The sequence below is a fragment of the Caulobacter sp. 05T431 genome, from assembly GCF_056665975.1.
Genome location: NZ_JBFTKU010000008.1, coordinates 100,167 through 124,185, shown reverse-complemented (window position 1 = coordinate 124,185; position 24,019 = coordinate 100,167). Strand labels below are relative to the sequence as shown.

Below are 24,019 nucleotides of genomic sequence, written 5' to 3'. Positions count from 1 at the left end.
GCATGTACCTGTACGACGCCATCGACCGCGAGTTCCTGACGGACCGCTCCAACGAGTTCCGCCACCAGGTGGCCCGCCGCCTGGCCGGCGAGCTGACCGAGGACCAGTTCAAGCCGCTGCGGCTGATGAACGGTCTGTACCTGCAGCTGCACGCCTACATGCTGCGGATCGCCATCCCGTACGGCTCGCTGAACAGCAGGCAGGTCCGCCGCCTGGCCTGGATCGGCCGCACCTACGACAAGGGCTACGGCCACTTCACCACCCGCCAGAACCTGCAGTTCCACTGGATCAAGCTGAAGGACGTGCCCGACATCCTCGACGCCATGGCCGAGGTCGACCTGCACGCCATCCAGACCAGCGGCAACTGCATCCGCAACGTCACCGCCGACCCCTACGCCGGCGCCACGGCCGAGGAGATCGACGACCCGCGCGTGTGGTCCGAGGTCCTGCGCCAGTGGTCGACCCTGCACCCCGAGTTCAGCTTCCTGCCGCGCAAGTTCAAGATCGCCGTCACCGGCGCCCTGACCGACCGCGCGGCGGTCAAGACCCACGACATCGGCCTGTTCCTGCGCAAGGGGCGTGACGGCCAGGTCGGCTTCGAGGTGCTGGCCGGCGGCGGCCAGGGGCGCACGCCCTACATCGCCCAGACGGTCCGCTCGTACCTGCCGGCCGAGCACCTGCTCAGCTACATCGAGGCGATCCTGCGCGTCTACAACCGCCACGGCCGCCGCGACAACATCTACAAGGCCCGGATCAAGATCCTGGTCGCCGCCCTGGGCATCGAGGAATTCACCCGCCAGGTCGAAGAGGAGTGGGGCAAGATCAGCGCCGAGCGCGCCGACCTGCCGGTCGCCGAGCTGGACCGCATCCGCGCCGCCTTCGCCCAGCCCCGGTTCGAGACCCTGCCGGCCGTGTCGGAGGCCTTCGAGGCCGCGCGCGCCGCCAGCCCGGCCCTCCAGCGCTTCGTCCGCAACAACGTCAAGCCGCACAAGGTGCCGGGCTACGCCATCGTCGAGGTGTCGCTGAAGGCCATCGGCCAGACCCCGGGCGACGCCACCGCCGACCAGCTGGACGTCGTGGCCGACCTGGGCGAGCGCTACAGCCTGGACGACATCCGCGTCACCCACGCCCAGAACCTGGTCCTGCCGCACGTCAAGCTGGACGACCTGCCGGCCGTGTACGCGGCGCTGGAGGCCGCGGGCCTGGCCACCGCCAACATCGACCTGGCCAGCGACATCATCGCCTGCCCGGGCCTGGACTACTGCGCCCTGGCCAACGCCCGCGCCATCCCGATCGCCCAGGACATCGCCCGGAAGTTCGCCGACCCCGACCGGGCCGAGAAGGTGGGCGAGCTGAAGATCAAGATCAGCGGCTGCATCAACGCCTGCGGCCACCACCACGTGGCCCACATCGGCATCCTGGGCGTCGACAAGAAGGGCGAGGAATTCTACCAGCTGTCGCTGGGCGGCTCGGGCGCCGAGGACGCCAGCATCGGCAAGATCCTCGGCCCGGGCCTGTCGGCCGACAAGGTGGCCCCGGCCATCGACGCCCTGGTCGAAGCCTATCTGCACATCCGCACCGGCGAGGAGCGCTTCCTCGACACCTATCGCCGCGTCGGCCTCGAGCCGTTCAAGGAGGCTGTCTATGCCCAAGCTGATTAAGCTGACCGGCGATCCCAGCGGCAAGGATTTCGCCGCCGAATGGGCCGAGGACGGCTTCGTCCACGTGGGCGACGACGACGTCCTGCCCGAGGGCGACGTGATCCTGTCGCTGGCCCGCTTCCAGGCGGAAGGCGAGATCCTGCTGTCCAACAGCCGCCGCGTCGGCGTGCGGGTCGAGCCGGACCAGGAGGTCGAGGCCCTGGCCTACGACCTGCCGCGCCTGTCGGTGGTGGCCCTGGCCTTCCCGAAATACCGCGACGGCCGCGCCTACACCTCGGCCCGCCTGCTGCGCGAGCGCCTGGGTTTCACGGGCGAAATCCGGGCCGTCGGCGACGTGCTGCAGGAGCAGGCCGGCTTCATGGTCCGCTGCGGCTTTGACGCCTTCGAACCCGCCGACGGCGCGACGCCCGAGGCCTGGACCAAGGCGGCGCACCGCTTCCGCCACGTCTATCAGCGCGCCGCCGACCATCGTCGGGTCGCGTTCGAGGAAAGGGCTGTCTGATGGCCTACGACCAGTCCGCGATCGAGGTGAAGCCGGCTGTCGCGGCGCAGCCGACCCTGGCCGCGCGGCTGGACGCCGAACTGCGCGACGCCCACCCGCTGACCATCCTGCGCAAGGCCTACGAGACCTTCGGTGACAAGCTGGCCCTGGTCAGCTCGTTCGGCGCGGAATCGGCGGTGCTGCTGCACCTGGCCAGCCAGGTGTCCAAGGACATCCCCGTGCTGTTCCTCGACACCGGCATGCTGTTCGGCCAGACCCTGGACTACCGCAAGCAACTGGCCGCCAAGCTGGGCCTGACCGACGTGCGCGACCTGCGCCCGGCCTTCGCCGACCTGGCCGTCACCGACCCCAAGTCGGACCTCTGGCGCACCGATACCGACGCCTGCTGCCACATCCGCAAGGTGCTGCCGCTGGACCGCGCCCTGGGCGAGTTCGCCGCCTGGACCACCGGCCGCAAGCGCTTCCACGGCGGCGACCGCCTGCGCCTGGCCGTGGTCGAACAGGCCGAAGGCCAGATCAAGTTCAATCCCCTGGCCAACTGGGGCAAGGCCGAGCTGGAGGCCTATGTCGCCGAGCACGACCTGCCGACCCACCCGCTGGTCAGCCAGGGCTTCCCCTCGGTCGGCTGCTGGCCGTGCACCAAGCCGGTCGACGACCCCAACGCCGACGTCCGCGCCGGCCGCTGGGCGKGCCAGGACAAGACCGAGTGCGGCATCCACGTCGCCCGGGCCCCGGGCGCCGCGCCCACCGTGGGCGAGGGGATCTAGGGCGCCAGCCCTCCGCGTCCATCGACCTTTGTCCACGCGGGATGGGCGCCCGCACGCCACGGAGGAAAGTCCGCTCCATTCCGGCTAAACCGCAAGATCGGTCGAGCACGATCCGGCGGCGCGCGGCTATCTGACGCCACCACGGAAAAGGGTGACGATGAAGGCGGCGGTTCGAAACTACGAAGCCCGGATGCAGCGGGTGCTGGACCATGTGGACCAGCATCTGGACGGTGACCTGGACCTGGACACGATGAGCCGCGTCGCGGCCTTCTCCAAGTTCCACTTCCACCGGCAGTTCATGGCGACCTTCGGGTTGTCCGTGCACAGCTATGTCCAGCTGGCCCGCCTGAAGCGGGCGTCGCACCGGCTGGCCTCCAAGGGCGCCCAGAGCGTCACGGAAATCGCGATGGAGGCCGGGTACGACGCCCCCGACGCCTTCGCCCGCGCCTTCCGGCGGAGGTTCGGCCAATCGCCTTCGTCGTTCCGAAAATCGCCCGACTGGGCGCCGTGGCTTGCGGCCTTCGGGCCATTGGACAACGCCAGGAGCAAGCTCATGCCCATCACCTACACCCCGGACGACGTGATGATCCGCGAAACGCCCCCGACCCCGGTGGCGGTGCTGGAACATCGCGGCGACCGGGCGACGCTCGGCGACACCATCGAGCGGTTCATCGCCTGGCGCAAAGCCGCCGGCCTGTCGCCCGAGACCAGCTCGACCTACAACATCTTCCGGTCGGAACGGATTCCCGAGAACCCCGCCGACTACAGCATGGACCTGTGCATCGGCACCGACCGGCCCATCGCCGAAGACGACCCGGTGATGAAGGCGGGCGAGATCCCCGGCGGACGCTGCGCGGTGCTGCGCGTCGTCCACGACACCCACAACCTGGAGCCGGCCGCCCTCTATCTCTACCGCGACTGGCTGCCCGCCAGCGGCGAGGAGGCGCGCGACTTCCCGATCTACTGCCAGCGCCACTTCTCGTTCCCCCCGAACGCGTCGGTGCACGAGGTGGTGGTCGAGCTGTTCCTGCCGCTGAAGTAGGGGGCAGGGGCGGCGGGGGCCTGGGAAACCCTCTCTCATAGAGAGAGGGGAGGGGCCCGCCGCCGTCAGGCGGTGGGAGGGTGAGGGGTTACGCCGTCTCCGTGGCGTCGATCGAAGGTCTCTGACTCATCGAAGACCTTCGGAAGGTCCGCACTAAGACACTCTGCGTGACCCCCTAGCGAAGTCGAGCGGACGCAGCCGCAGCTGCCCTGCAAGAGGCACTCAGGCTGACCCTTTAGGCGCTAGCTGCAAACTATGCTGAGATCGATGCCAACGGTCTCCTTCAGATAGATGACCGCCGCCGCAAGGACGGCCGACTGTGCGTCCGTCCGCCCGGCCTTCGTCAGTCCCGGCTGCACGATGACGATGTCGGCGCGCACCGGATTGAAGCGGGCCATCTTCAAGAGGCGGTTGAGGTCGCTTGGCCCGCCTTTGAGGAAACGCGTCGTCCGCGTACCCACCTTCAGCGCCTCGTTGCGCACCTTCAGGTGATGCACAAGCTGCGAGAACTTGCCGAGCCATCGCGCGGAGCGCACGGCCTGCGAGGACACTTCGACGACATCCTTCACGCGTTCGCCCGGCGTCGCGCCGCCCGCAAACTTGCAGTGAACCAATGCGAGTTTGATGTGGTCGTCAACCGCCTTGATGCAGACGAGGTCGGCCGCTTCACCGGCGGCGTCATCATCGAACACGACGTCGTAATCGGCCGCGACGTACTCCTTCGCGACGTGCCATTGGATTGAGTCGTCACGACGCTCATCGCCCTTCCACATCGACTCCTTCTCAAGATTCACGCCCTTCCAGCTCCACGTCTCGAAGAGCGCGTCATCGAGCTTCAGCTCGTAGGGGTTCTGCGGAACAATGTGCAGGTTCGCGTCCAGCTCCGACAAATCCACAAAGCGGAAGAGGGGCGGGTACTCCGAGAAGTAGGCGGCCAGCTCGCTCGACAGCTTGCCGATGGTGAGCGTGACCATCGGGCCGGCGACCTGCGTGACCGTATAGGTCGCCCCTAGCGCGTAGCGGAACGTCCCCCAATTGCCGGTGAGCGCCTCGACCAACTCGAAGTCGATGGTGTTGGCCGCGCGGTCGATGCCGGTCACGACCAGATCGAACGTCGTCTGCGCCCCATCGCGCTTGCCGTCGGAAAACTCGATTCGCTCCTCGGCCTGGCGGAGCATCTCGACCGGCCACTCCACGCTGAGCAACTCCGCGCCCGGCAGCTTGTCGACCACGGTCGGCAACAGCACGTGGTCGATGAGCTTCGATGTGTCGATGGCAGGGTCGATGAGCTTGTCGCCGACACCCTCGCACCACTCGTTGAAGCGCGGCACCGAGCCTTGCTCCCGAGACCACACGCGGCCCTTGCCCGAGCAGCCGATGGTGACTTGCTGACCACCTTCCCAACCCATCCCGCTCAGCATGGCCTTCACCGAGCCGCTCTTCTCGATCGCGCTGAGCGCGGTCGTGACCTCGGCCCCGGTGTAGGAGACATAGGAGAGGTTCCGGCGACCGTGCTTCTTCGCGCCGAAGTTTTGGAAAATGAGGCGGTTGATGCGGCCCATGCTCCGGAACATCACGTCACCGGACATGAGCTTCGCGCCCGTGCTCACGGCTTTCGCCAAGTCGGCGAAGGTCGAGTCATGGTCGGTCGAGGAGAGATAGAGCAGCTTCCGCTTCGGGTCGTGGTGCAGGATGAAGAGGTTCCACTTCTTGTCCCGCACGGCCTTCGAACGGCTCCACTTCACCGTCGGCTCTGAGCGCGTCACGAAGTAGAGCGTACGAGACGGTTCGTGCAGCCACACCCGGTAGGGCACGAACGCCGAAGGCAGCCCCTCGTGAAACTTCCGCGGTGTGAACGAGTCCGCTTCGAAGAAGAGCGTGCTCAGCGTCGGCCGGAGCAGCTTCTGCGAGACCGCCGTGTCCTCATCGTCCCGCCCGCTATCATCCAGGCGCTTCGCCTCGTTCAGGAACTTGGTGAGGCGGGCGTGATCGTTCGMCGCTTCCGAACTCATCTCGCTCAGCAGCTCGTTCCAGTCGGCGTCCTCGCTGTAGAGGCGCTCAAGCGCTGCCGAGACGTTAGGTTCAGCGATGTTCGCAATGACCGTCGCGTCGCCGATGTTCTTCGCGGCCGTCCGCGTGAAGCGGCCGGTGAACTGCAGCAGAATGGCCAGGCTCTTATGCAGGTCATGGATGGCCGCGACCTTCAGCTCGGGCAGGTCGAAGCCTTCGCCCAGCATGTTGACGCAAACGACGATGCGGCTGCGGCCCTGCTGCAGGTCTTCAATCCGCGCCGCCGCGTCCGTCATGTCGGAGTGGACGAGGATGGGGTTCAGGTCTTTGGCAAGGCCCCTGTAGAGGTCGTGAACGACCTTCGCCCGGTCGATGCTCACGCACCGGGCCATCATGAGGTGGTTCAGACCCGCTTTCAGGTCGCCGCGTAGGCGCGCCACTGCGGCTTCCGCAATCGCCCGGTCGGCGTCGCTTGGCACCGCCTCGTAGACCGGCTCGAAGGTGATGGATTTGAAGTACCCATCCGCCTGCGCCATCCGCAGCGGGTAGCTGTAAATGACTTGGCCATCCACGACGTTGCCGTCGCGCCGGAACGGCGTCGCCGTGAACTGCAGTACCGGCTTACCGGCAAACGCCTCCCGAAATCCGGTCCAGCGACGCGCACCCACATGGTGCGCTTCATCAATGACGAGTACGCCGACACGCTTCACAATTTCCGGCCACAGCGGTTCAGCGTCTGCATCGGCCAACGAACTCATCGTGCCGATGATGACGTTGCACCGCTCGAAGATCTCCAGCGCCCCCACGGTCTTCGGCACCTTGGTGACTACGCCCACGATGGGGTTCGGCACGTCGGGATAGAGAACCTTTAACCAGCGAAGCAGGCCGAACGTGAGGAACTTCCTGGCGGTTTGCGAGCGCAACGCGTCGGACGGTACCGCGACCAGCATGGGCTTGCGCACATAGGCCGCGAGCGTCGCCAGCATGGTCTCGGTCTTGCCCGTGCCGGTCGGCATGACGACCGTGCCGGTCTGGGTCTGGAGACTCCAGTGGGAGCCGATGGCGTGAAGCGCGCCGAGCTGCGGAGGGCGGAGCCCGCGCTTGTCCTCGTCGACCGTGCCGTCTTCGTTCGGCCACTCCCGGCGGAACGACAGCTTGTTCTCCCATTGACCTGCGCGGTCTTCCACGACCGCCGGCCAACCCCGCTTCGAGGCATCCGCTTCGAGCGCGTCGATCTCGCGGTGATGGAGCCAGGTCAGGTCGCCGGCGGCATCCTTGACAAGTACTCCGTCAATGCTCGCCGGTCGCGCAGTCGCCTTGCGCGTCGTGATGACGACGGACTCGCCGTTCGGAAGTTCGTACGCCGGCTCCTTGATGCGCGGTGAGGTCTGCATGTCGCCGATGGGCTTCGCCGCGACGTCTTCCGCGCTCCTCAGGATGGCGCGCACCTGGCCGGCGTCGGTCTTGATGGGGCCGTACTGAAGCATAGGCAGCTTCACCAGGAGCGCCGGATCCTCCTCTTTGAACAGGTCGATCTGCGTCATCTGCCGCCCCTCGCGTGCAGTATGAGAGTTTGAAACCCATGATAGCCAAGCTCAGGCAAATTGCCATGCCAAAGCTTTGCCATGGGCGCTGCATTTTCCCAGAGATTCCGTCGCTTAGACCTGCAAGAGCATGCCATTCTCAACCTTCAATAGAACGCTGGTGCCGACGAGATGTGACCGAGCTCTAGGAAGGTCCCAACGGTGAAGGTCGCGGAGGCCTAGGAGCGTCCGCTTGCTGGCTGAATCCGAATGTCGCCTTCTGGCGCTGGCCGGTCGGTCGAGGGGAGATCGCGCCGTCTTCCTCGGCGCCTTGTCCTGAGAGATTGTAACCACTCACCCTCCCACCGCTTCGCGGCGGGCCCCTCCCTCTCTCAAAGAGAGAGGGATTCAAAAACTTATGCCCCTCTCTCCCGGCGTGTTTCCTGAACGAAAACAACGCTTCGAAATCACTTATCCTCCCCCTCTCACGCCGCCGCATAATCAGACCACCTCGAGGCGATGGGGAGGGCGCTAAGGCCTGCGACCTTCGCGGCCTTGGGGGGCGGTCGAGCGGGCGTGCTCGTCGGCGGCGGTCTCGTGAGGGGCCGCGACCCTCGTCATCTGGTGCTGGCCGAGCCCGGAACACGGATACGGCGTTGACGAAGGGGCCGGCGGGGGCGGCAGGCATGGGGTGACCCATGCGTTCCGGGACCGGGCGACGCGAGCCCGGCCCGCCCGTCGGGGGCTAAGATCGGCGAGGTCCGAACAGGGCCGACCGCCGGACGCTCCCGGATAACGATCGCGCGGAGCGTCGGTCCTGGTCGAAACGGTAATTCATTCAAAGCTTCCGGGCCTGGCCCGGCGCTCCGCAGCCCTCCCCGAACTTCAGCGGCTCGCCGCGTGAGGCGGCCGCGTCATGTCGAAAGGAGACGAACCATGCCGAGGTCCAAAGTCCGCGCCGCCCATCGCGCCGCCCGCCTGGCGGCGGAGGGACGGGTCGAAGGCCAGGGGGACGATGCGGGCCGCACGCCGGCGCGCGTCGACTATGTCCGTCGTGAGATCCGTCGGCGCCTGGGGATCACCCTCGCCAGGACGGCGCTGACGGACGGGACGCGACAGGTCGAGCCCTCGCCGTGCGAGGCCGAGGCGGGGATAGAGGGGGATATGGGGTGAGGCGCTCACCGCCCCGTCGCCGCCTATTCCGGCGGGCAGCCCTTGAACTCGCCGACCTTGGTCACCGAGAGGGTCGAGAGGTTCAGGGGCATCAGCGGCTTCATCGAGGCCGCGCCCTTGCCGCTGAACAGGTCCAGCTTGTTGCCCTTGATCGCGCCGCCGACGTCGGAGGCGTACCAGTAGCCGTCGTGGGTTTCGCCGTTGGGCATCGGCAGGCCGACGGTTTCCTTGATGAACACCACGGTGCGGCGCGGGATCACGTTGGTGTCGACGGCCAGGGTGCGCATGGCCACGACCTTGCAGCCCAGGCTGTCCAGGGCGCGGATGCCCTTGGCGCCGGCGTGGTACAGGGTGGCCTTCATCTTGTACTCGACCGAGCCCGGCAGGGTGCCCGTCAGGGCGCCCGTGATCAGGTCGCCCAGCGGGTCGCTGCGCATGGGCGCGGCGTCGGCGGCCAGGGCGGGGAGGGCGATGGACATGGCCGCGGCGGCCAGAAATCCCGCAAACGTGCGTCGCATCGAGGGGTTCCTCTTATCGGCGTATAGGTCTCGGTCGGCGGCCTGATTACTAAGATCACGGGGGCGTGACAACCCACTTGCGGGCGACCCGATGCCGCGCTGCATCCTTAACGGCGGCGTCCGGCGCCATCGTTCGAGGCGGGTTTTGGTTCCACGGCGCCCGCTATCGCTTGGTGGGCAAGGGTTTGCGTGCTGACGCTCGGTCGCTCGCGCGGCGCGCTCTGGCGGTCGTCGTCCGGGTGGCATAAACCGGAGTCGCCCACGGCTTTTGTGGCGGCGCACACGTCTCGAGCAGGTCCCGGGGACCGGCCGAGTCGCGGCGATCGCCGGAGCCGGCGCGGCCTCAGTTCGTTGGAGCGCTCATGAAGTCGTCTGCCCGCCCCCTTGGCCGCCCCCTTGGCCGTCCCCTCGGCCGCCTGCTGACCAGCGCCGCGCTGGTCGTCGCCCTGGCCGCCCCCGCGAGCTCGGCCCTGGCCTGGGGCGCCTGGGGCCACCGCATGGTCGGCGTCGTCGCCGCCGAGAGCTTCCCCAGCGACCTGCCGGCCTTCCTGCGCACCCCGGAGGCGGTGGCCGCGATCGGCGAATACGCCCGCGAGCCGGACCGCTGGAAGGGCTCGGGCAAGGTCCACGACACCGACCGCGACGCCGCCCACTTCCTCGACATCGACGACGAGGGGAAGATGTACGGCGGGCCGAAGTTCTCGGTGGAGACCCTGCCGCCCACCCGCGCCGACTACGAGAAGAGCCTGGCCCTGGTCGGCCACGACAGCTGGAACGCCGGCTACCTGCCGTACTCGATCATCGACGGCTACCAGCAGCTGGTGAAGGACTTCACCTACTGGCGTATCCTGAAGTCGGTGTCGGTGAGCGAGAAGGACAAGGTCCGCAAGGCCTACTACGTCGCCGACCTGAAGCGGCGCGAGGAGCTGCTGGTCCGCGACCTGGGCGTCTGGGCCCACTATGTCGGCGACGCCAGCCAGCCGCTGCACCTGTCGGTGCACTACAACGGCTGGGGCGACTATCCCAACCCCAACGGCTACACCCAGAGCAAGGCCACCCACGGCAGCTTCGAGGGCCCGCTGGTCAAGGCCGTGGCCGTCGACGCCGACGTCAAGAAGCTGGTGCCGGCCTACAAGGATTGCGGCTGCACGATCGAGCAGCGCACCGTCGGCTATCTCAGCGAGACGGTCACCTATGTGGAGCCGCTCTACAAGCTGGAGAAGGAGGGCGGGCTGGCCGCCACCGACCCGCGGGCCAAGGCCTTCGTCGACGCCCGCCTGGCGGCCGGCGCGACCCAGCTGCGCGACATGGTGGTCGACGCCTGGAAGGCCAGCGCCACGGGCAAGATCGGCTACCGTCCGGAGATCACCGTCGACGACGTGATCGCCGGCAAGGCCGATCCGTGGAACGACCTGTACGGCAAGGACTGATCCCTTGCTGGCCTTCGACGCGCCCGAGCGGGGCCTGGAGTACAAGCACCGCTGGGCGGCCTTCGGCATCGCCGAGGGCGCGAACGGGACGATCGCCCTGGTGCAGGTGCGCAAGCCGGGGCGCGATCCCTATTTCGACCTGCCGGGCGGGGCGGTGGACGGCGGCGAGGACGAAACCGCCGCCGTCGTCCGCGAGTTCGGCGAGGAGACCGGCCTGGTCGTCGAGGTGGGGCGGCGGGTGATCGAGGTCAGCCAGCCGTTCCTGAAGTCCGACGGCCAGCCGGTGTGCAACAACGGCGGCGTCTACGTCGTGACGGTGGTCGGCGAGAGGCCCGAGCTGAAGGTCGAGGACGACCACACGCTGGTGTGGCTGGACCCGCGCGACGCCGTGGTGGCCCTGCGCCACGACGCCCACGCCTGGGCCGTGGCGGCCTGGCTGAGGCGGGGCGCTTAGGCTAGGCTGGTCGACGCATCTCGGGGGAGGGCAACTTGGGAAATCTGATCTGGTTGTCTTGCGCGCTGCCGTCCTGGTTCGTCGGGGCGGCGATGAGGCCGTTCTCGGGCGGCGTGCTGACCTTGGTCCCCGCGATCGGCCTGCTGGCCCTGCTGATCGGCGCGGCGATGGGCGTGATCCGGCGCAAGCCTCGTCTGCTGCTGTTCCTGTGGCCTGTCGCCTTCAGCCAGCTGTTCGTGGCGGCTGCGGGCCTCTTTCGCGGCCAGCTGGTCCATGGGGTGGACCTGGTGGTCGGCGCCTTCATGGTCGCCCAGCTGTTGGCCGCGGGCTATCTGATCTGGCGGCTCAACGGCGCGAGGATCGAGGCCGCGATCCTCTCGGTCTTCGTGGCCTGCTACGGCCTCTTCGCCGGATTCATCGCGACCATGTCCTTCAGCGACAGCTGGCTCTAGCCGGATTTCGCGACCAGCGCCTTGGCCTTCTCCGGCGCGACCTGGTCGAAGATCATCCGCAGATGCTGGTCCTTGGCGTGGTCGTTGTGCAGGTCCCAGGCCAGGGACACCGGCAGCTTCAGCCGCCCGCCGTCGGCCAGCCTGGCCACCAGCACACGCCAGCTGAAGCCGTCGCCGGGATCGCCCAGCGGGTCCTTGAACTCCAGCGGCGCCGGGTCGCGCAGGCGGAAGGCGCGGCCCTCGTGGGCCTCGAACCAGGCGATGTCGGCCTGGGCGATCGGGTCGACTTGCGACTTGGCGGCCGGCGCGACCAGCTTGCCCTTGAGATTGCGGACCATGGCGGCCTCCTGAACGGGAGCGGGGTCTCTAGCGCCTTTGGGCCAGGCGAGCCAGCGGCGGGGTGCGTGACTAATATATCCGGGTAATATTGACTTCACAAAATACCCGGGTAAAAAGCCGCGCATGGAAACGATGAACGATCGACGCGCCCTGGTGCGCGACTACAAGGAGCGCGAGGTCCAGGCAGGAATCTACGCCGTCCGCTGCGCCACGACCGGCGAGGTCTGGATCGGCGGCACGCCTGATCTCTCGACCCGCCGCAACGGCGTCTGGTTCGCCCTGAGGACCGGCGGCCACACCAGCCCGACCCTGCAGCAGGCCTGGAACGCCCACGGCGAGGCGGCCTTCGGTTTCGAGGTGCTGGAGGTGCTGGACGACAAGGGGCTGGAGCGGCTGGGCCGGGCCTCGCTGCTGGTCGAGCGCCGCGAGCACTGGCGGTCGACCCTGCACGCCGAGGGGCTGCGGCGATGAGCGGTTATGTCGTGTTCGAGGGCGAGCGCCGGTTGGCGGCCGGCCCCAAACTGGAAGTGGCCGTGGCCGCCCAGGCCCGGCTGGCCCAGTCGCCCGAAGCCTCGCTGCTGATCTTCGATCCCGAAGGCCGCCAGGTGGACTTCGATCTGCGCGGCGGGCCCTGGGACATCGCCCTGCGGCTGGGCGAAGGCGACGCCGCCCCGCGCGGTCGCGGACGCCCCAAGCTGGGCGTGACGGCGCGCGAGGTGACCCTGCTGCCGCGTCACTGGGAATGGCTGGCCGCCCAGCCGGGCGGCGCGTCGGTCGCCCTGCGCAAGCTGGTGGAAGCCGCCCGTCGCGAGAGCGAGGGACCGGACCGCCGCCGCGCCGCTCGCGACGCGGCCTATCGCTTCGCCTCGGTCCTGGCCGGCGACCGTCCGGGCTTCGAAGACATGAGCCGCGCCCTGTTCGCCGGCGACGCCGAGGGCTTCGCCGCGCGGATCGCCGACTGGCCGGCCGACATCGCCGAGCACCTGCGGGGGCTGGCGGCGGAGGCGTTCGAGGACTAGCGCGCCCCGCCCTTGGCCAGCACTTCGACCAACACCGCCTTGTAGGCCGCGTCGAACGGGGCGCGGTCGCTGTCGGGCTTGTTGGGATAGACCGCGCGCAGGTCGGCGATGCGCTGGGCGGTCGCCTTCTGCCAGGCGGGGTCCATCTTCATCAGGCGGCCGATGATCGCCTTGTCGTCCCGGCCGGCGACGGGCTCGTAGCTCAGCAGGGCCTTCAACTGCCACAGGAACTGGCGCGCGGGATCGGGTGTGGCGTCGCCGTCGGTGCGACCGGCGGTCCAGAGCACGGCCTCGATGATCTGGGCGCCGAAGCGCGGATCGTCCCAGGTCGAGGGCGTGTGGCCCAGATTGGTGAAGAACAGCCGACCCTGGCCGATCTGGCGCGCCCAGGCGATCGGCACGGCGTAGGGCCGCTTCAGGGCCGTGCCGGCGAAGTCCAGGGTCTGCAGCACCCGCACTTTCGACGGGTCGAAGTCGCTGTGCTGGTAGATCTCCTCGGCGTAGTCGAAGCTGACCGACCACATGCTGGTCAGCCGCGCGTCGGGGTCCAGGGTCTCGATCCGGATGGGCGTGCCCTGGGTCCAGGGATGACCGGCGAAGTGTCCGTTGATGAACCGGGTGTAGGTCTCGCCCGGACCGTCATAGGGCCAGCCGGTGTCGGTGGCGCTGTGCAGGCCGACGAAGCCCAGCTTGCCGGTCGCCACCCGCTTCTGGATCTCGGCCCAGGCCTCCGGCGACAGGGGCAGGGCGCCGGTGGTGTAGAGCACCAGCACGTCCACCTTGGCCAGCCGCTCGGGCGTGATCTCGCGGGCGTCCTGGGTGACCTCGGCGGTGAAGACGCCACTCTCCTGGCCGATGGCGATCATCGCCGTCTCGGACGGGGCCAGGCCGCCGTCGGCGGGCCGGGCGACCGGGGCGTGTTTCCAGCCGACCGACTGGTCCAGATACAGCACCCGCAGCGGCGCGGGCCGGGCCGAGACGGGTAGGGCCAGGGCAGGCAGGGCGAACAAGGCCGCGCAGGCGACCAGCAGGAGGGCGAGGATCCGACGCATCGTTCAKGCCTTGGTCTTGGGCTGCAGCAGGTCCCAGCGGTTGCCGTAGAGGTCTTCGAACACGGCCACGCTGCCATAGGCCTCGTGCCGCGGTTCCTCGAGGAACCTCACCCCGGCGGCGCTCAGCCGGGCGTGGTCGGCCTCGAAGGCGTCGGTGTGCAGGAACAGCCAGACCCGGCCGCCGCCCTGGCCGCCGATCGCCGCCGCCTGCCGCTCATCGCCGGCCTTGGCCAGCAGGAACCGCGTGCCGACCGCGCCCGGCGCGACCACGACCCAGCGCTTGCCGCCGCCCAGGTCGCTGTCCTCGACCAAAGAGAAACCAAGCTTGCCGACATAGAAGGCCAGGGCCTCGTCATAGTCGCGGACGAGCAGGGACAGGAGGGCGAGGTGCTGGGCCATGGGGACTCACTGGGTTACGCCCCTGCTTAGCACGAGGACGCGGCGCGTCAGGGGGCGTCGGGTTCAAGCCTTCGCCGCAATCTGGGGCATACTGGGCGTCGCCGACCGCTTCCCTCGAAAGGACAGCCGCCATGCCCCCGCGTTCGACCTTCGCCCGGACCGTCGTCCTCGCCCTGGCCCTGGCGGCTCCCGCCGGGATCGCCGCCGCCTACGAGACCAAGGTCACCGCCGTCGCCCCCGCCGACCTGCCGCCGTCGGTGGTCAAGGTGGTGGCCGCCGCGGCGCCCGGACTGAAGATCACCGGGGCCGAGCTGAAGGAGCGCGAGGACCGCCGCTACTATGACGTCGAGGGCTTGCTGCCGGACGGCGCCGAGATCGAGTTCGACCTGCTGGAGACCGGCAAGGGCTGGAAGATCGTCGAGACCCAGCGCGACATCGCCTGGTCCGCCACGCCCCAGCCGGTTCGCGACGCGGCCGTGAAGGCGGTCCCGAAGATCGCGCCGGTGCGGGTGATCGAGAGCACGGAGGACGACGGCCAGGTGATCTACGAGCTGTTCGCCGAGGGGCGGCCGAAGGAACCGGCGCTGGAGGTCAGCTGGAAGAAGGGCGGACCGGCCAAGGTGCTCACCGAGGCCTGGCCGCACTAGCCCACCCTAGCCGCCGAACAGCTTCAAGAGGTAGCTGGGTCCGGAATTGGCGATGCTCAGCGACTTGATCGCCAGCTGCTGCTTGATCTGCAGGGCCTGGAGCTTGGTGGCCTCCTTGGCCATGTCGGCGTCGACCAGCCGGCCGACCGAAGCGTCCAGCGTGTCCTGCAGCTTGTCGATGAAGGTCATGTGGGTCTGCAGGGCATAGGAGCGCGTGCCCAGGGTCGACAGGGCGGAGGTGACGTTGTCGATCGCCCCGCCCATGGCCTTGATCTCGGCGGCGCTGATCGGTGCGCCCAGCAGGTCGGCGCGCATGCCCGACAGGGCCGAGCCGGTGGTCGACAGGTCCACGTGGTCGACGTCGATGGTGTCGGTGGCGTTTGCGTTGGCCAGGGCGCGGATCTGGCCGGTCGAGCCCGACGAGATCAGGTTGATCCCGTTGAAGTCGGCGGCGCCCACGGTGCGGTCGATCTGGCGCTTGAGGTTCAGGTAGTCGTCGTTCAGGGCCTTGCGGCTGGCGGTGGACAGGCTGGTGTCGGACGCCGCCAGCATCTTCTCGCGCATCTGGGTCAGCAGGTCGGTGACCGTTTCGCCGKCCGCCAGGGCGACGTCGGTGACCGACTGGCCGCGCTGCAGCGAGGCGCGCACGGCGTCCAGCGACTTGGACTCGGCGCGCTGGTTCTGGGCGATGGCCCAGACGGCGGGATTGTCCTTGGGGCTGGAGATCGCCAGGCCGGTGGCGATGTGGCGCAGGGTGTCGGACAGGTCGCGGTTGATCGCGTTCAGCGATTGCAGGGCGATCATCGCCCCGACATTCGTGTTGATGCTGTTCAACGACATCGACGGTCCGGTTCCAGGTTCGGCCGGGAAGCCGAAGGCGCGTTTTGCGCTTGGGAGCAACCTAGACGGGCAGGCTTAGCCGTTCGTTAGCGGTCGAGGTTAAGAGCCTAGCCCCCGTTGTACCCGCCGATGATCGGCAGCACCTCGCCGGTGATGTAGCTGGAGGTCTGGGGCGAGGCGAGGAACACATAGGCCGGGGCGATCTCCTCGGGTTGAGCCGGGCGTTTCATCGGGGTCTTGCCGCCGAACTGGGCCACCTGAGGCCCCAGCTTGTCGGCGGGGTTCAGGGGCGTCCAGACCGGGCCCGGGGCCACGGCGTTGACCCGGATGCCCTTGTCGATCAGGTGCGTGGCCAGCGATCGGGTGAAGGCGTGGATGCCACCCTTGGTCATCGAATAGTCCAGCAGGTCCTTGTTGCCGAGCAGGCCGGTGACCGAGCCGGTGTTGACGATCGCCCCGCCGGGCGGGATCACCTTCACCGCCGCCTGGGCCATGTGGAAATAGCCGTAGAGATTGGTCTTCAGGGTGCGATCGAAGTGCGCCTCGGTCAGGTCCTCGAAGTCCAGCACGTGCTCCTGGAAGGCGGCGTTGTTGACCAGGATGTCCAGCTTGCCCAGTTCGGCGACCGTGCGCTCGACGGCGGCCTTGGCGTAGGCCGGGTCGGCCACGTCGCCGGACAGCACAATGGCGCGGCGGCCCTCCATCTCGACGGCCAGTCGGGTGGCCTCGGCGTCCTTCTCCTCGTCCAGATAGCCGATGGCGATGTCGGCCCCTTCGCGGGCGAACAGCACCGCCACGGCGCGGCCGATGCCGCTGTCGGCGCCGGTGATCAGCGCCACCTTGCCCTCCAGCTTGCCCGAGCCCTTGTAGAACGGCGCGTCGTACATCGGGGCCGGATCGAGCCTGGCCTCGACCCCCGGCTTGACCTGGTGCTGCTCGGGGAAGGGCGGGGCGGGATAGGGGCGGGCGCCGGCCTGCATCGCCGGCTTGTCGTCCTCGTCCGCCTTGAATGAGCGCTCTTCCTTGGCGTCCAGCGGAGCCTGGATGTCGCGTTCGGCCTGGGCCGTCCGGTCGGCGGCGGCTTCGAATTCCGGGGTTTCGACGCCAAAATTATCGGGGGACATCTCAAGGCTCCTGAAGCTGAGACGGCGAAACCGGCGGGGCGGCCGGATGTTCCAAGCGCCACCGGCGGGACCGGGGTTGCCCAAAGCGCGGGCATCGGTCACCTTCCGCCCCTCTTTGAAAGGCCCTGAAGATGTCGCGTCCCGCGGCCGCGCCGGCTCCCCGCCCTGGGAAGCCGCACGGCGTCATTGTCTCCGACCTGATCGAACTGCTGCGCCTGGCCGGGCCGGTGGTGCTGTCGCGCCTGGGCATCATGGTCATGGGGCTGACCGACGCCATCGTGGTGGGGCACTACTCGGCCCGTCAGCTGGGCTTCCACGCCATGGCCTGGGCGCCGACCTCGATCTTCGTGACCGTGACCGTCGGCCTGCTGGTGGGGACCCAGGTGATGGGCTCGCGCGCCATGGGGGCGGGGCGGCCGCACGAGGCGGGGGCGGTGCTGCGCCGGGGCGTGGTCTACGCCTTCTGGCTGGGCCTGGCCGGTTCGGTCCTGCTGGTCCTGGCCGCCCCGCCGCTGCTGCACCACGCCGGCATCGAGAAGGCCCTGGCCGACGGCGCCACCGCGCCGCTGATCGTCTTCTCGCTGTCGATGACGCCGTATGCGCTGAGCGTGGCGCTCAGCTTCTGGCTGGAGGGCCTGGGCCGGCCGGGCCTGGTCACGATCAACATGTGGGTCGCCAACCTGGTGAACCTGGCCGTCAACCTGCTGCTGGTGCCGGGCACGTTCGGCCTGCCGGCCCTGGGCGCGGTGGGGGCGGCCTGGTCGACCTTCGTGGCCCGCAGCGTCTTCGCCCTGATGCTGGCCGTGGTGATCGTGCGCCTGAAGGACGCCCGGGCCGTGGGCGTGTTCGACAAGCCCGCCCATGACCCCGTCGCCGCCAAGGAGCAGCGCCGCGTCGGCTATGGGGCGGGGACGTCCAACCTGTTCGAGGTCTCGGCCTTCGCGGGCATGAGCCTGGTGGCCGGCTGGCTGGGCGGGCTGAACGTCGCCGCCTGGGCGGTGGTGCTGAACGTGGCGGCGGTGATCTTCATGGTCCCGCTGGGCCTGTCGACCGCCACCGCCGTGCAGGTGGGCCGGGCGTTCGGGGCGCGCGACAGCCAAGGCATGAGCCGCGCGGGCTGGATCGCCTTCGGCGTCACGGCCGTCTTCGCCCTTCTGGTGGCGGTGCTGCTCTATCCGCTGCGCCATCTGGTGGGCGGGGCCTATACCAGCGACCCGGCGGCCCTGGCGCTGATCGCCCCGGCGCTGGCGCTGACCTGCCTGTTCCTGGTCCCCGACGCCGTGCAGGTGGTCTGCGCCCAGGCGCTGCGGGCGCGGGGCGAGGTGTGGATTCCGGCCGGCACCCACATGATCAGCTACGCCCTGATCATGGGTCCGCTGGCCTGGTGGCTGGCCCTGCCGATGAAGATGGGCGTCGACGGCATCGTGGTGTCGGTGATCGTCACCAGCTTCGTGGCGGCCGGCTTCCTGCTGGGCCGCTACCGGATGCTGGACGTGATGGAGCGGTGATGAATCTCCCTTCTCCCCTTGCGGGAGAAGGTGGCCTCGCGCAGCGAGGTCGGATGAGGGGTTGATAGACGGATCAGCCGCGAGCGGCGGGCAGGGCGGCGCGACCCCTCATCCGTCGGCTACGCCGACACCTTTTCCCGCAAGGGGAGAAGGGTCAGATGGAAGCGCCCAGGATCCAGCCCTCTTCGGTCTCGGCGTCCGCCACCACGTCTTCCGGCGCGTCCTTGCTCGGTCCGAACAGGGCGGCCAGCTTGCCGGCCTCGTCCAGCTTGGCGAAGTGTTCGGCCAGGGCCCGCACCTGGGCGGCGTCCTTGATCTCGCCGGGAGCGGGGGTGGCTTTGACCAGCGAGGGATAGACCTCGGCGATCACCACCTGGACGCCCTCGAGGTCGGCCTCGGTCAGGGCCTTGAAGCCGGTCTCGAACGGCCAGACCCGGGCGGCGTCGCCGCGGGCGTCCTTCAGCCGGCGCGCGGCCGGGATGCCGACGATCGCCTGGCCGCCGACCGAGCCGTTGTAATAGAGTTTCCAGATCGAGGCCGCGCCCGTTCCTTTAGTCGTTTGGGCCGCCACGTCGGCGTGGCGGAACTCCGGCAGGTCGTCGGGGCCGTGCTCGCGGGCCTTCTTGGGCTGCAGGGTCGTCAGGGTGTCCTTGGGCGGGCAGCCCCAGAACGGGAACGGACCGCCGGTCAGCCGCCGGTTCAGCTCCGAGCCGACGCCGAAGCGGTTGTTGGTGTTGTCGGCCTTGTCCTTGACCATCTTGTTCAGCTGGTCCCACACCGCGCGCCACGGATGGTCGCCCTTCAGGGCCAGGGCCTGGGAGAAGCCGCGCGGGAAGCCCAGCGGGAAGTCGAAGCCGACCAGGGCCCGCTCATTGCGCTTCTTCAGGTCGTCGAGGATCGCGGCCAGCTTGGTCTCGGCCTCCTGGCGGGTGGCCGGGTTGAAGCTCTCGAAGGTCAGGCGGAACCGCACGTCGCGCTTCATCACGCCGATCCACACGGAGTCCGCCCCCGTGGTCGGCTTGGCCGCCGCGCTCCAGTCGACGATCACGTAGGCGCTGAAGAGGCGCGACACGGCGGACGCTCCGTTAGGATGGGATGAAGCGCGCTTCTACTCCGGTCGGGCGGAGGCGACCAGACGCTATCCGGCGTCCGGTCGCAAGATACTAGGCGGCGTTCCGTTCCGCGGCCTGTTCGGCGGCCAGGGCCGGGGCCGGCTGGCGGCTGAACCAGCGGACGGGGGGCTCGCAGACCGGGCCCAGGGCCGCGCGGACGATGGCCGGCGGGCGGCGCTCTTCCGGGGTCATGAACAGGCCGTTCGACTTGACGCCCAGGCCGGCCACCTTGTGGGCGCCCAGCATGGTCAGCGGTACGGCCAGGATCAGGCCGGCCAGGATCGGCGCCGTGGCCGTCAGCAGGTCGGGCGTGAACCAGAAGGCCACGGCCAGGGCCACGCCCGTGACGCTGATCCAGCCCATGGCGGCGAAGGCTTCCCTACCGGTGACCTTGTCGGCGTCGCGGCGCTGGGTGGCCCAGCCGCCGACCTTGCCGGCCAGGATCTCGACCAGGGCGCGGGTCTGGGTGAACATCAGCATCGGGGCGACCAGAGCCGAGAGCAGCATCTCGACGCCCAGGCCTGCCATGATCCGGCGACGGCCGCCGAAGCCCTTGATCTCGTTCGGACGCGAGAACACCAGGATCGAGCCCAGGATCTTGGGGCCGAACAGCAGCACGAAGGTGATGATCATCGCCCAGGCGGTGGCCTGGATCTCGCGCCAGTCGATCAGGGCGTGGGCCGCGGCTTGCAGGTCGGCCATGGTGAAGGCGGCCTTCTTCAGCTCGGGCATCAGCATGCGCGAGACGATGCCGGCCGACAGGGCCACGAACCACAGGGGCGACAGCACGTAGCTGAGCACGCCGATCACCAGGTGCAGGCGGCTCATCCAGTGCAGGCCGGGCAGGCCGACCAGCGGGATGTGCTGCACGTTGCCCCGGCACCAGCGGCGGTCGCGGGTGGCGAAGTCCAGCAGGTTGGAGGGGCTTTCCTCGTAAGAGCCGCCCAGATAGGGGGCCAGGTGCACGCCCCAGCCGCCGCGGCGGAGCAGGGCGCTCTCCAGGGCGTCGTGGCTCATCACCTCGCCGCCGAACGGCTTGGGGCCGCTCAGTTCGGGCAGGCCGCAGGTCTCGGCGAAGGCGCGGGTGCGGACGATGGCGTTGTGGCCCCAGAACGAGCTCTCCGAGCCCGACCACCAGGCCAGGCCCGTCCAGGCGACGCGGCCGTACAGGCGCGTGGCGAACTGCAGGGTCCGGGCGAAGATCGTCTGGCCGTTGATGATCATCGGCATGGTCTGGATCAGGCCCACGCGCGGGTGACGCTCCATGGCGTCGGCCAGGCGGACCATGGCCTCGCCGGTCATCAGGCTGTCGGCGTCCAGCACCAGCATGTGCTCGTAGTCGCCGCCCCAGCGGGCGACCCAGTCGGCGACGTTGCCGGCCTTGCGGCCCGTGTTCTGGGTGCGCTTGCGGTAGAAGACGTGGCTGGAGGCCTCGCGGCGGAAGCGGGCGAAGCAGGCCTGCTCGGCCAGGGCCACGGCGGCGTCGCGGGTGTCGCTGAGGATGAAGATGTCGAAGGCGCGGCTGTTGCCGGTCTCGGCGATCGAGGCGTCCATGGCGCGCAGGCGGGCGAACACCTCGGCGGCGTCCTCGTTGTGCACCGGCATCAGGATGGCCGTGCGGGCCTTGGGCTTGGGCATGGGCGAAGCGCCGCTGTCGTCGATGCCCAGCGGGTCCTTGGGTTTGCCCAGCAGGACCACGAAGCCAACCACGGCGGTGCAGAACCACAGGGCCAGGGCCAGGAACAGCGGGACCAGCAGGGTCAGGACGATGGCTTCCAGGCGGGTCACGCCGCCCAGGGCGATGGTGTCGTAGGTGGCCTTCCAGCCGGCGAAGGCCATGATCGCGGTGGCGACGAACACGCCCCAGCGGCGCAGGACCAGGTTCTCCTTCGCGGTGGCGGCCGGCTTGGCCTCGCCTTGCCAGAAGCCCAGGGGCTGGACCGGCATGGCCAGGGGCGCGTCGACGGGGATCTCGACCCGATCGTGCGAGGAGATCACCGTGTCATAGGCGACGCTCCGCGAGGAGGTCAGGTCGAAGAAAGCGCCGCGTTCGCTCATCAGGTCCATCGTCTCGGACGGCGCGGAAGGTCCGGGCCGGGCCCCCTCCAGAACTTTCGAAAGGCGCAAGGCCAGCTTCACGGGGCGCGCCAGGGTCGCTAGGGGATCGTGTCCGCTAGGATCGGCGCGCTCTGCTGGGCGGGTCTGGTGTTTCTCGACGACCGGCGTGGAGAGGCGCCGGCTCCTTTAGAGTAAAACCTCGATCACAAAATCGCTACCACATTCGTGATCGATTTCGCACCTGCGGCAAAAAACCTTGTATGAGGGACGTGTTCGGATCGATCCGTTGACTCGTGAATTCGTATAAAGCCATGAAAATAAAGATCATATCGGCGATTGCGATGCTGGCGGCGCTCTCTGCCTGCGGACCGGGCAAGCCGGCGAAAACCGCGTCCGAGGCTCCCGCGGCGGTCCCGGCGGCGCTCGCGACGAGCCCTGAATACGACTCGATCGGCGTGATCGCCGTCCTCGACGGCCAGGCGGTAACGCTCGATCACGAGGGCGCGAGCGCGGTCAAGCTCGCGCCGGGGCGCACGACCTTCCAGGCCTATGGCGACATCCTGGCGGAGGCCCCGCTGACGCCGGGCAGCCGCGTGGCGTTCAAGTTCCACAAGGTGGGCGACGCCTGGGAGCTGATCGAACTGAAGACCCGCTAGAGGAACGCCATCAGGGCGGTCGCCACGATCAGCCCGCCCATGATCCCGTTCATCACCCGCTCGGCCCTCGGCGACAGGCGGGTCTTGCCGACCGCGACGCCCAGGGCCAGCCAGGCCAGGTCGACCACCACCATCACGGCCACGCAGATCGACCACTTGATCCCCAGGTCGAGGGGCGGGCTTTGGCGGGCGATGGGATAGGCGGCCATCAGCGAGGCGAAGGCGATGTAGGCCTTGGGATTGGTCACGCCCAGCAGCGCGCCGCCCACCGCCGTCTCGGCGAACCCGGAGGACTTGGCCTCGCCCGCTTCACCCACCGGCGCGGTCGCGATCTTCCAGGCCAGGAACAGCAGATAGACGGTGGCGACGATCGCCAGGCCGTGCTGGGCGAACGGCAGGGCCTGGACCGCCGAGAACAGACCGGCCGCCGAGATTGCCGCGGCGGCCGCCAGGCCGACCTGCAGACCGCCGTAGAAGCCCAGGCCGCCGATCAGGCCCTTGCGCCGGCCGATCGAGATCAGGGCGGCGATGCCGGGTCCCGGCGAGCCCAGCAGCACCGTGGCCGCCACGGCGAACAGGGCGAAATTGGCGAGGTCCAAGGGCATGGCGGCGTCCGTCCGAAAATCACATAAAGATATCCTTATATGATTTTCGGAAGCGTCGCCATGGAACGGGGGAGGGACGGGGCCGTTGATCGGGTCCAACCCAAGGACATTTCCAATGGCTGACAACACCGCGCCGCAAGACGGCTCGCGTCCCGGCGTGCTGGGCGACTATTCCCAGGCCCAAGACCTGGGCCAGCCCGGCCATCCCGAGGACCGGGTCTCCGAGACCGACGTCAAGGAGGCCTTCCAGACCGAGGAGACGCCGACCAGCCGGGCCGTCGAGCCGGCTCCGGACGGCGAGAAGCACGACCAGTTGGCCGAACACCTCGACGCCGCCGAGGATCGCCAGGAAGCCCTGATCGACGAGAGCCTGGAAGAAAGCTTCCCGGCCAGCGACCCGCCCAGCGCCAAGCGGATCACCTGATCCGGGCATCCGCCGGACCACTCGATTTCCAGCCTGAAACTTGGAGGCGGGGCCGCAAACAAACGGCCCCGCTTTCGTCACCGGGACAGCCGATTGCGGTCGTGCGGTGTCGCCCCGATGAACCGTGGCCGTGGCTGACGTTCAGTCGCGGCTCAAGCGGCGCCGCGCATAACCGAGACGTCGAGACGAGGTCGCCGAGCGCGGCGGTCCGCCGGCGAAGGAGACGAGAGCCATGAAGAAGTTCCTGACCGCCGCGGTCGCGTTGTCCATCGTGGCTTCGGCCGGCGTCGCCAGCGCCCAGCCCGGTCCGCAACGCCCCGACCAGCACCAGCAGCAGGGCTATAACGACCGCGACCGCCACGACAACGACCGTCATGACGACCGCCACGACAGCCAGTGGGAACGCCACGCGTCCAAGCGCTACAAGGCTCCCAGCCGTTATCAGCCGCCGCGCGGCTACCAGGCCCGCCAATGGCGTCGCGGCGACCGGCTGCCGGCCAGCTATCGCGGCAAGGCCTATGTGGTCGACTACCGGCACTACGGCCTGGGCGCCCCGCCGCGCGGCTACCAGTACGTCCGGGTCGACAACGACGTGGTCCTGACAGCGATCGCCACCGGCGTCGTCGCTTCGGTCGTCTATCAGCTGTTCCAGTAGCCCCAACGCAGAACGCCGCCCGGTCCTTCGACCGGACGGCGTCTTGCCG

The 24,019-nt window shown here is 68.8% G+C and carries 25 protein-coding genes; 15 read left to right on the top strand and 10 right to left on the bottom strand.

Annotated elements, in window-relative coordinates; all coding sequences use genetic code 11:
- Window positions 1-2: 2 nt before the first annotated feature.
- From AC1U89_RS09865 to AC1U89_RS09850, 4 genes are all read left to right on the top strand, one after another.
- Window positions 3-1,661 carry a nitrite/sulfite reductase gene (locus AC1U89_RS09865; protein ID WP_479899530.1) on the top strand — a complete coding sequence of 553 codons (1,659 nt, stop codon included), beginning with the start codon at window positions 3-5 and terminating at the stop codon, window positions 1,659-1,661.
- The gene (locus AC1U89_RS09860; RefSeq protein ID WP_479899529.1) at window positions 1,645-2,163 is read left to right on the top strand and encodes a DUF934 domain-containing protein; all 519 of its coding nucleotides are present in this window, start codon (window positions 1,645-1,647) and stop codon (window positions 2,161-2,163) included. The genes AC1U89_RS09865 and AC1U89_RS09860 overlap by 17 nt, the downstream gene beginning before the upstream one ends.
- Window positions 2,163-2,930, top strand: a complete 768-nt coding sequence (locus AC1U89_RS09855; protein WP_479899528.1) for a phosphoadenylyl-sulfate reductase — start codon at window positions 2,163-2,165, stop codon at window positions 2,928-2,930. Before AC1U89_RS09860 ends, AC1U89_RS09855 begins: the two co-directional genes overlap by 1 nt.
- A 157-nt stretch (window positions 2,931-3,087) precedes the next feature.
- Window positions 3,088-3,972 (top strand): AraC family transcriptional regulator, encoded by an 885-nt coding sequence (locus AC1U89_RS09850; RefSeq protein WP_479899527.1) that lies wholly within the window; start codon window positions 3,088-3,090, stop codon window positions 3,970-3,972.
- 242 nt (window positions 3,973-4,214) lie between these two features.
- On the opposite strand, the gene AC1U89_RS09845 is transcribed toward AC1U89_RS09850, so the two are convergent.
- Window positions 4,215-7,526: a DEAD/DEAH box helicase gene (locus AC1U89_RS09845; protein WP_479899526.1), complete on the bottom strand. Its 3,312-nt coding sequence runs from the start codon at window positions 7,524-7,526 to the stop codon at window positions 4,215-4,217.
- A gap of 915 nt (window positions 7,527-8,441) precedes the next feature.
- Here AC1U89_RS09845 and AC1U89_RS09840 point away from each other — a divergent pair.
- Window positions 8,442-8,678, top strand: coding sequence for a hypothetical protein (locus AC1U89_RS09840; protein ID WP_337687573.1), 237 nt, complete (start codon window positions 8,442-8,444; stop codon window positions 8,676-8,678).
- A 23-nt stretch (window positions 8,679-8,701) separates the two neighbouring features.
- Here the strand turns inward: AC1U89_RS09840 and AC1U89_RS09835 are convergent, their stop codons facing one another.
- Window positions 8,702-9,196 (bottom strand): 3D domain-containing protein, encoded by a 495-nt coding sequence (locus tag AC1U89_RS09835; protein ID WP_479899525.1) that lies wholly within the window; start codon window positions 9,194-9,196, stop codon window positions 8,702-8,704.
- 362 nt (window positions 9,197-9,558) lie between these two features.
- On the opposite strand from AC1U89_RS09835, the gene AC1U89_RS09830 reads away from it, so the two are divergent.
- From AC1U89_RS09830 to AC1U89_RS09820, 3 genes are read left to right on the top strand one after another with little or no spacing between them, the layout of a single operon-like run.
- Entirely contained in the window at window positions 9,559-10,626 is a 1,068-nt protein-coding gene (locus tag AC1U89_RS09830; protein ID WP_479899524.1) for a phospholipase C/P1 nuclease family protein, read from the top strand.
- 4 nt (window positions 10,627-10,630) lie between these two features.
- Entirely contained in the window at window positions 10,631-11,080 is a 450-nt protein-coding gene (locus AC1U89_RS09825; protein ID WP_479899523.1) for an NUDIX domain-containing protein, read from the top strand.
- A gap of 35 nt (window positions 11,081-11,115) precedes the next feature.
- Entirely contained in the window at window positions 11,116-11,532 is a 417-nt protein-coding gene (locus AC1U89_RS09820) for a hypothetical protein (RefSeq protein ID WP_479899522.1), read from the top strand.
- On the opposite strand, the gene AC1U89_RS09815 is transcribed toward AC1U89_RS09820, so the two are convergent.
- Complete coding sequence (locus tag AC1U89_RS09815) at window positions 11,529-11,870, bottom strand: hypothetical protein (RefSeq protein WP_479899521.1); 342 nt, start codon at window positions 11,868-11,870, stop codon at window positions 11,529-11,531. The genes AC1U89_RS09820 and AC1U89_RS09815 overlap by 4 nt on opposite strands.
- Window positions 11,871-12,003: 133 nt before the next feature.
- On the opposite strand from AC1U89_RS09815, the gene AC1U89_RS09810 reads away from it, so the two are divergent.
- Entirely contained in the window at window positions 12,004-12,342 is a 339-nt protein-coding gene (locus tag AC1U89_RS09810) for a GIY-YIG nuclease family protein (RefSeq protein ID WP_479899520.1), read from the top strand.
- A complete protein-coding gene (locus AC1U89_RS09805; RefSeq protein WP_479899519.1) occupies window positions 12,339-12,890 on the top strand; it encodes a DUF2239 family protein in 552 nt (183 codons plus the stop codon). The genes AC1U89_RS09810 and AC1U89_RS09805 overlap by 4 nt, the downstream gene beginning before the upstream one ends.
- On the opposite strand, the gene AC1U89_RS09800 is transcribed toward AC1U89_RS09805, so the two are convergent.
- Together AC1U89_RS09800 and AC1U89_RS09795 are read right to left on the bottom strand one after the other, a co-directional pair.
- A complete protein-coding gene (locus AC1U89_RS09800; protein ID WP_479899518.1) occupies window positions 12,887-13,942 on the bottom strand; it encodes a ThuA domain-containing protein in 1,056 nt (351 codons plus the stop codon). The two genes, AC1U89_RS09805 and AC1U89_RS09800, sit on opposite strands and share 4 nt — an antisense overlap.
- Before the next feature lie 3 nt (window positions 13,943-13,945).
- The gene (locus AC1U89_RS09795; RefSeq protein ID WP_479899517.1) at window positions 13,946-14,341 is read right to left on the bottom strand and encodes a VOC family protein; all 396 of its coding nucleotides are present in this window, start codon (window positions 14,339-14,341) and stop codon (window positions 13,946-13,948) included.
- A gap of 131 nt (window positions 14,342-14,472) precedes the next feature.
- On the opposite strand from AC1U89_RS09795, the gene AC1U89_RS09790 reads away from it, so the two are divergent.
- Complete coding sequence (locus AC1U89_RS09790) at window positions 14,473-14,988, top strand: hypothetical protein (protein WP_479899516.1); 516 nt, start codon at window positions 14,473-14,475, stop codon at window positions 14,986-14,988.
- 6 nt (window positions 14,989-14,994) lie between these two features.
- Here the strand turns inward: AC1U89_RS09790 and AC1U89_RS09785 are convergent, their stop codons facing one another.
- Window positions 14,995-15,828, bottom strand: coding sequence for a flagellin (locus tag AC1U89_RS09785; protein WP_479899515.1), 834 nt, complete (start codon window positions 15,826-15,828; stop codon window positions 14,995-14,997).
- Between the two features lie 107 nt (window positions 15,829-15,935).
- Window positions 15,936-16,952 carry an SDR family oxidoreductase gene (locus AC1U89_RS09780; protein ID WP_479899514.1) on the bottom strand — a complete coding sequence of 339 codons (1,017 nt, stop codon included), beginning with the start codon at window positions 16,950-16,952 and terminating at the stop codon, window positions 15,936-15,938.
- Window positions 16,953-17,083: 131 nt separating this feature from the next.
- Here AC1U89_RS09780 and AC1U89_RS09775 point away from each other — a divergent pair, with 131 nt between their 5' ends.
- On the top strand, window positions 17,084-18,460 hold the full coding sequence (locus AC1U89_RS09775; RefSeq protein WP_479899513.1) for an MATE family efflux transporter: 1,377 nt from the start codon (window positions 17,084-17,086) through the stop codon (window positions 18,458-18,460).
- A 154-nt stretch (window positions 18,461-18,614) separates the two neighbouring features.
- Here the strand turns inward: AC1U89_RS09775 and AC1U89_RS09770 are convergent, their stop codons facing one another.
- Together AC1U89_RS09770 and mdoH are read right to left on the bottom strand one after the other, a co-directional pair.
- Window positions 18,615-19,532 carry a cobalamin biosynthesis protein CbiG gene (locus AC1U89_RS09770; protein ID WP_479899512.1) on the bottom strand — a complete coding sequence of 306 codons (918 nt, stop codon included), beginning with the start codon at window positions 19,530-19,532 and terminating at the stop codon, window positions 18,615-18,617.
- Window positions 19,533-19,623: 91 nt separating this feature from the next.
- Window positions 19,624-21,630 (bottom strand): glucans biosynthesis glucosyltransferase MdoH, encoded by a 2,007-nt coding sequence (gene mdoH / locus AC1U89_RS09765; protein WP_479899511.1) that lies wholly within the window; start codon window positions 21,628-21,630, stop codon window positions 19,624-19,626.
- 311 nt (window positions 21,631-21,941) lie between these two features.
- Here mdoH and AC1U89_RS09760 point away from each other — a divergent pair, with 311 nt between their 5' ends.
- Complete coding sequence (locus AC1U89_RS09760; protein WP_479899510.1) at window positions 21,942-22,286, top strand: copper-binding protein; 345 nt, start codon at window positions 21,942-21,944, stop codon at window positions 22,284-22,286.
- Here AC1U89_RS09760 and AC1U89_RS09755 read toward each other — a convergent pair.
- On the bottom strand, window positions 22,283-22,891 hold the full coding sequence (locus AC1U89_RS09755; RefSeq protein WP_479899509.1) for a LysE family translocator: 609 nt from the start codon (window positions 22,889-22,891) through the stop codon (window positions 22,283-22,285). The genes AC1U89_RS09760 and AC1U89_RS09755 overlap by 4 nt on opposite strands.
- A 115-nt stretch (window positions 22,892-23,006) precedes the next feature.
- Here AC1U89_RS09755 and AC1U89_RS09750 point away from each other — a divergent pair, with 115 nt between their 5' ends.
- Both AC1U89_RS09750 and AC1U89_RS09745 read left to right on the top strand, forming a co-directional pair.
- On the top strand, window positions 23,007-23,315 hold the full coding sequence (locus AC1U89_RS09750) for a hypothetical protein (protein WP_479899508.1): 309 nt from the start codon (window positions 23,007-23,009) through the stop codon (window positions 23,313-23,315).
- A 232-nt stretch (window positions 23,316-23,547) separates the two neighbouring features.
- Window positions 23,548-23,970: an RcnB family protein gene (locus tag AC1U89_RS09745; RefSeq protein WP_479899507.1), complete on the top strand. Its 423-nt coding sequence runs from the start codon at window positions 23,548-23,550 to the stop codon at window positions 23,968-23,970.
- Window positions 23,971-24,019: the final 49 nt, after the last annotated feature.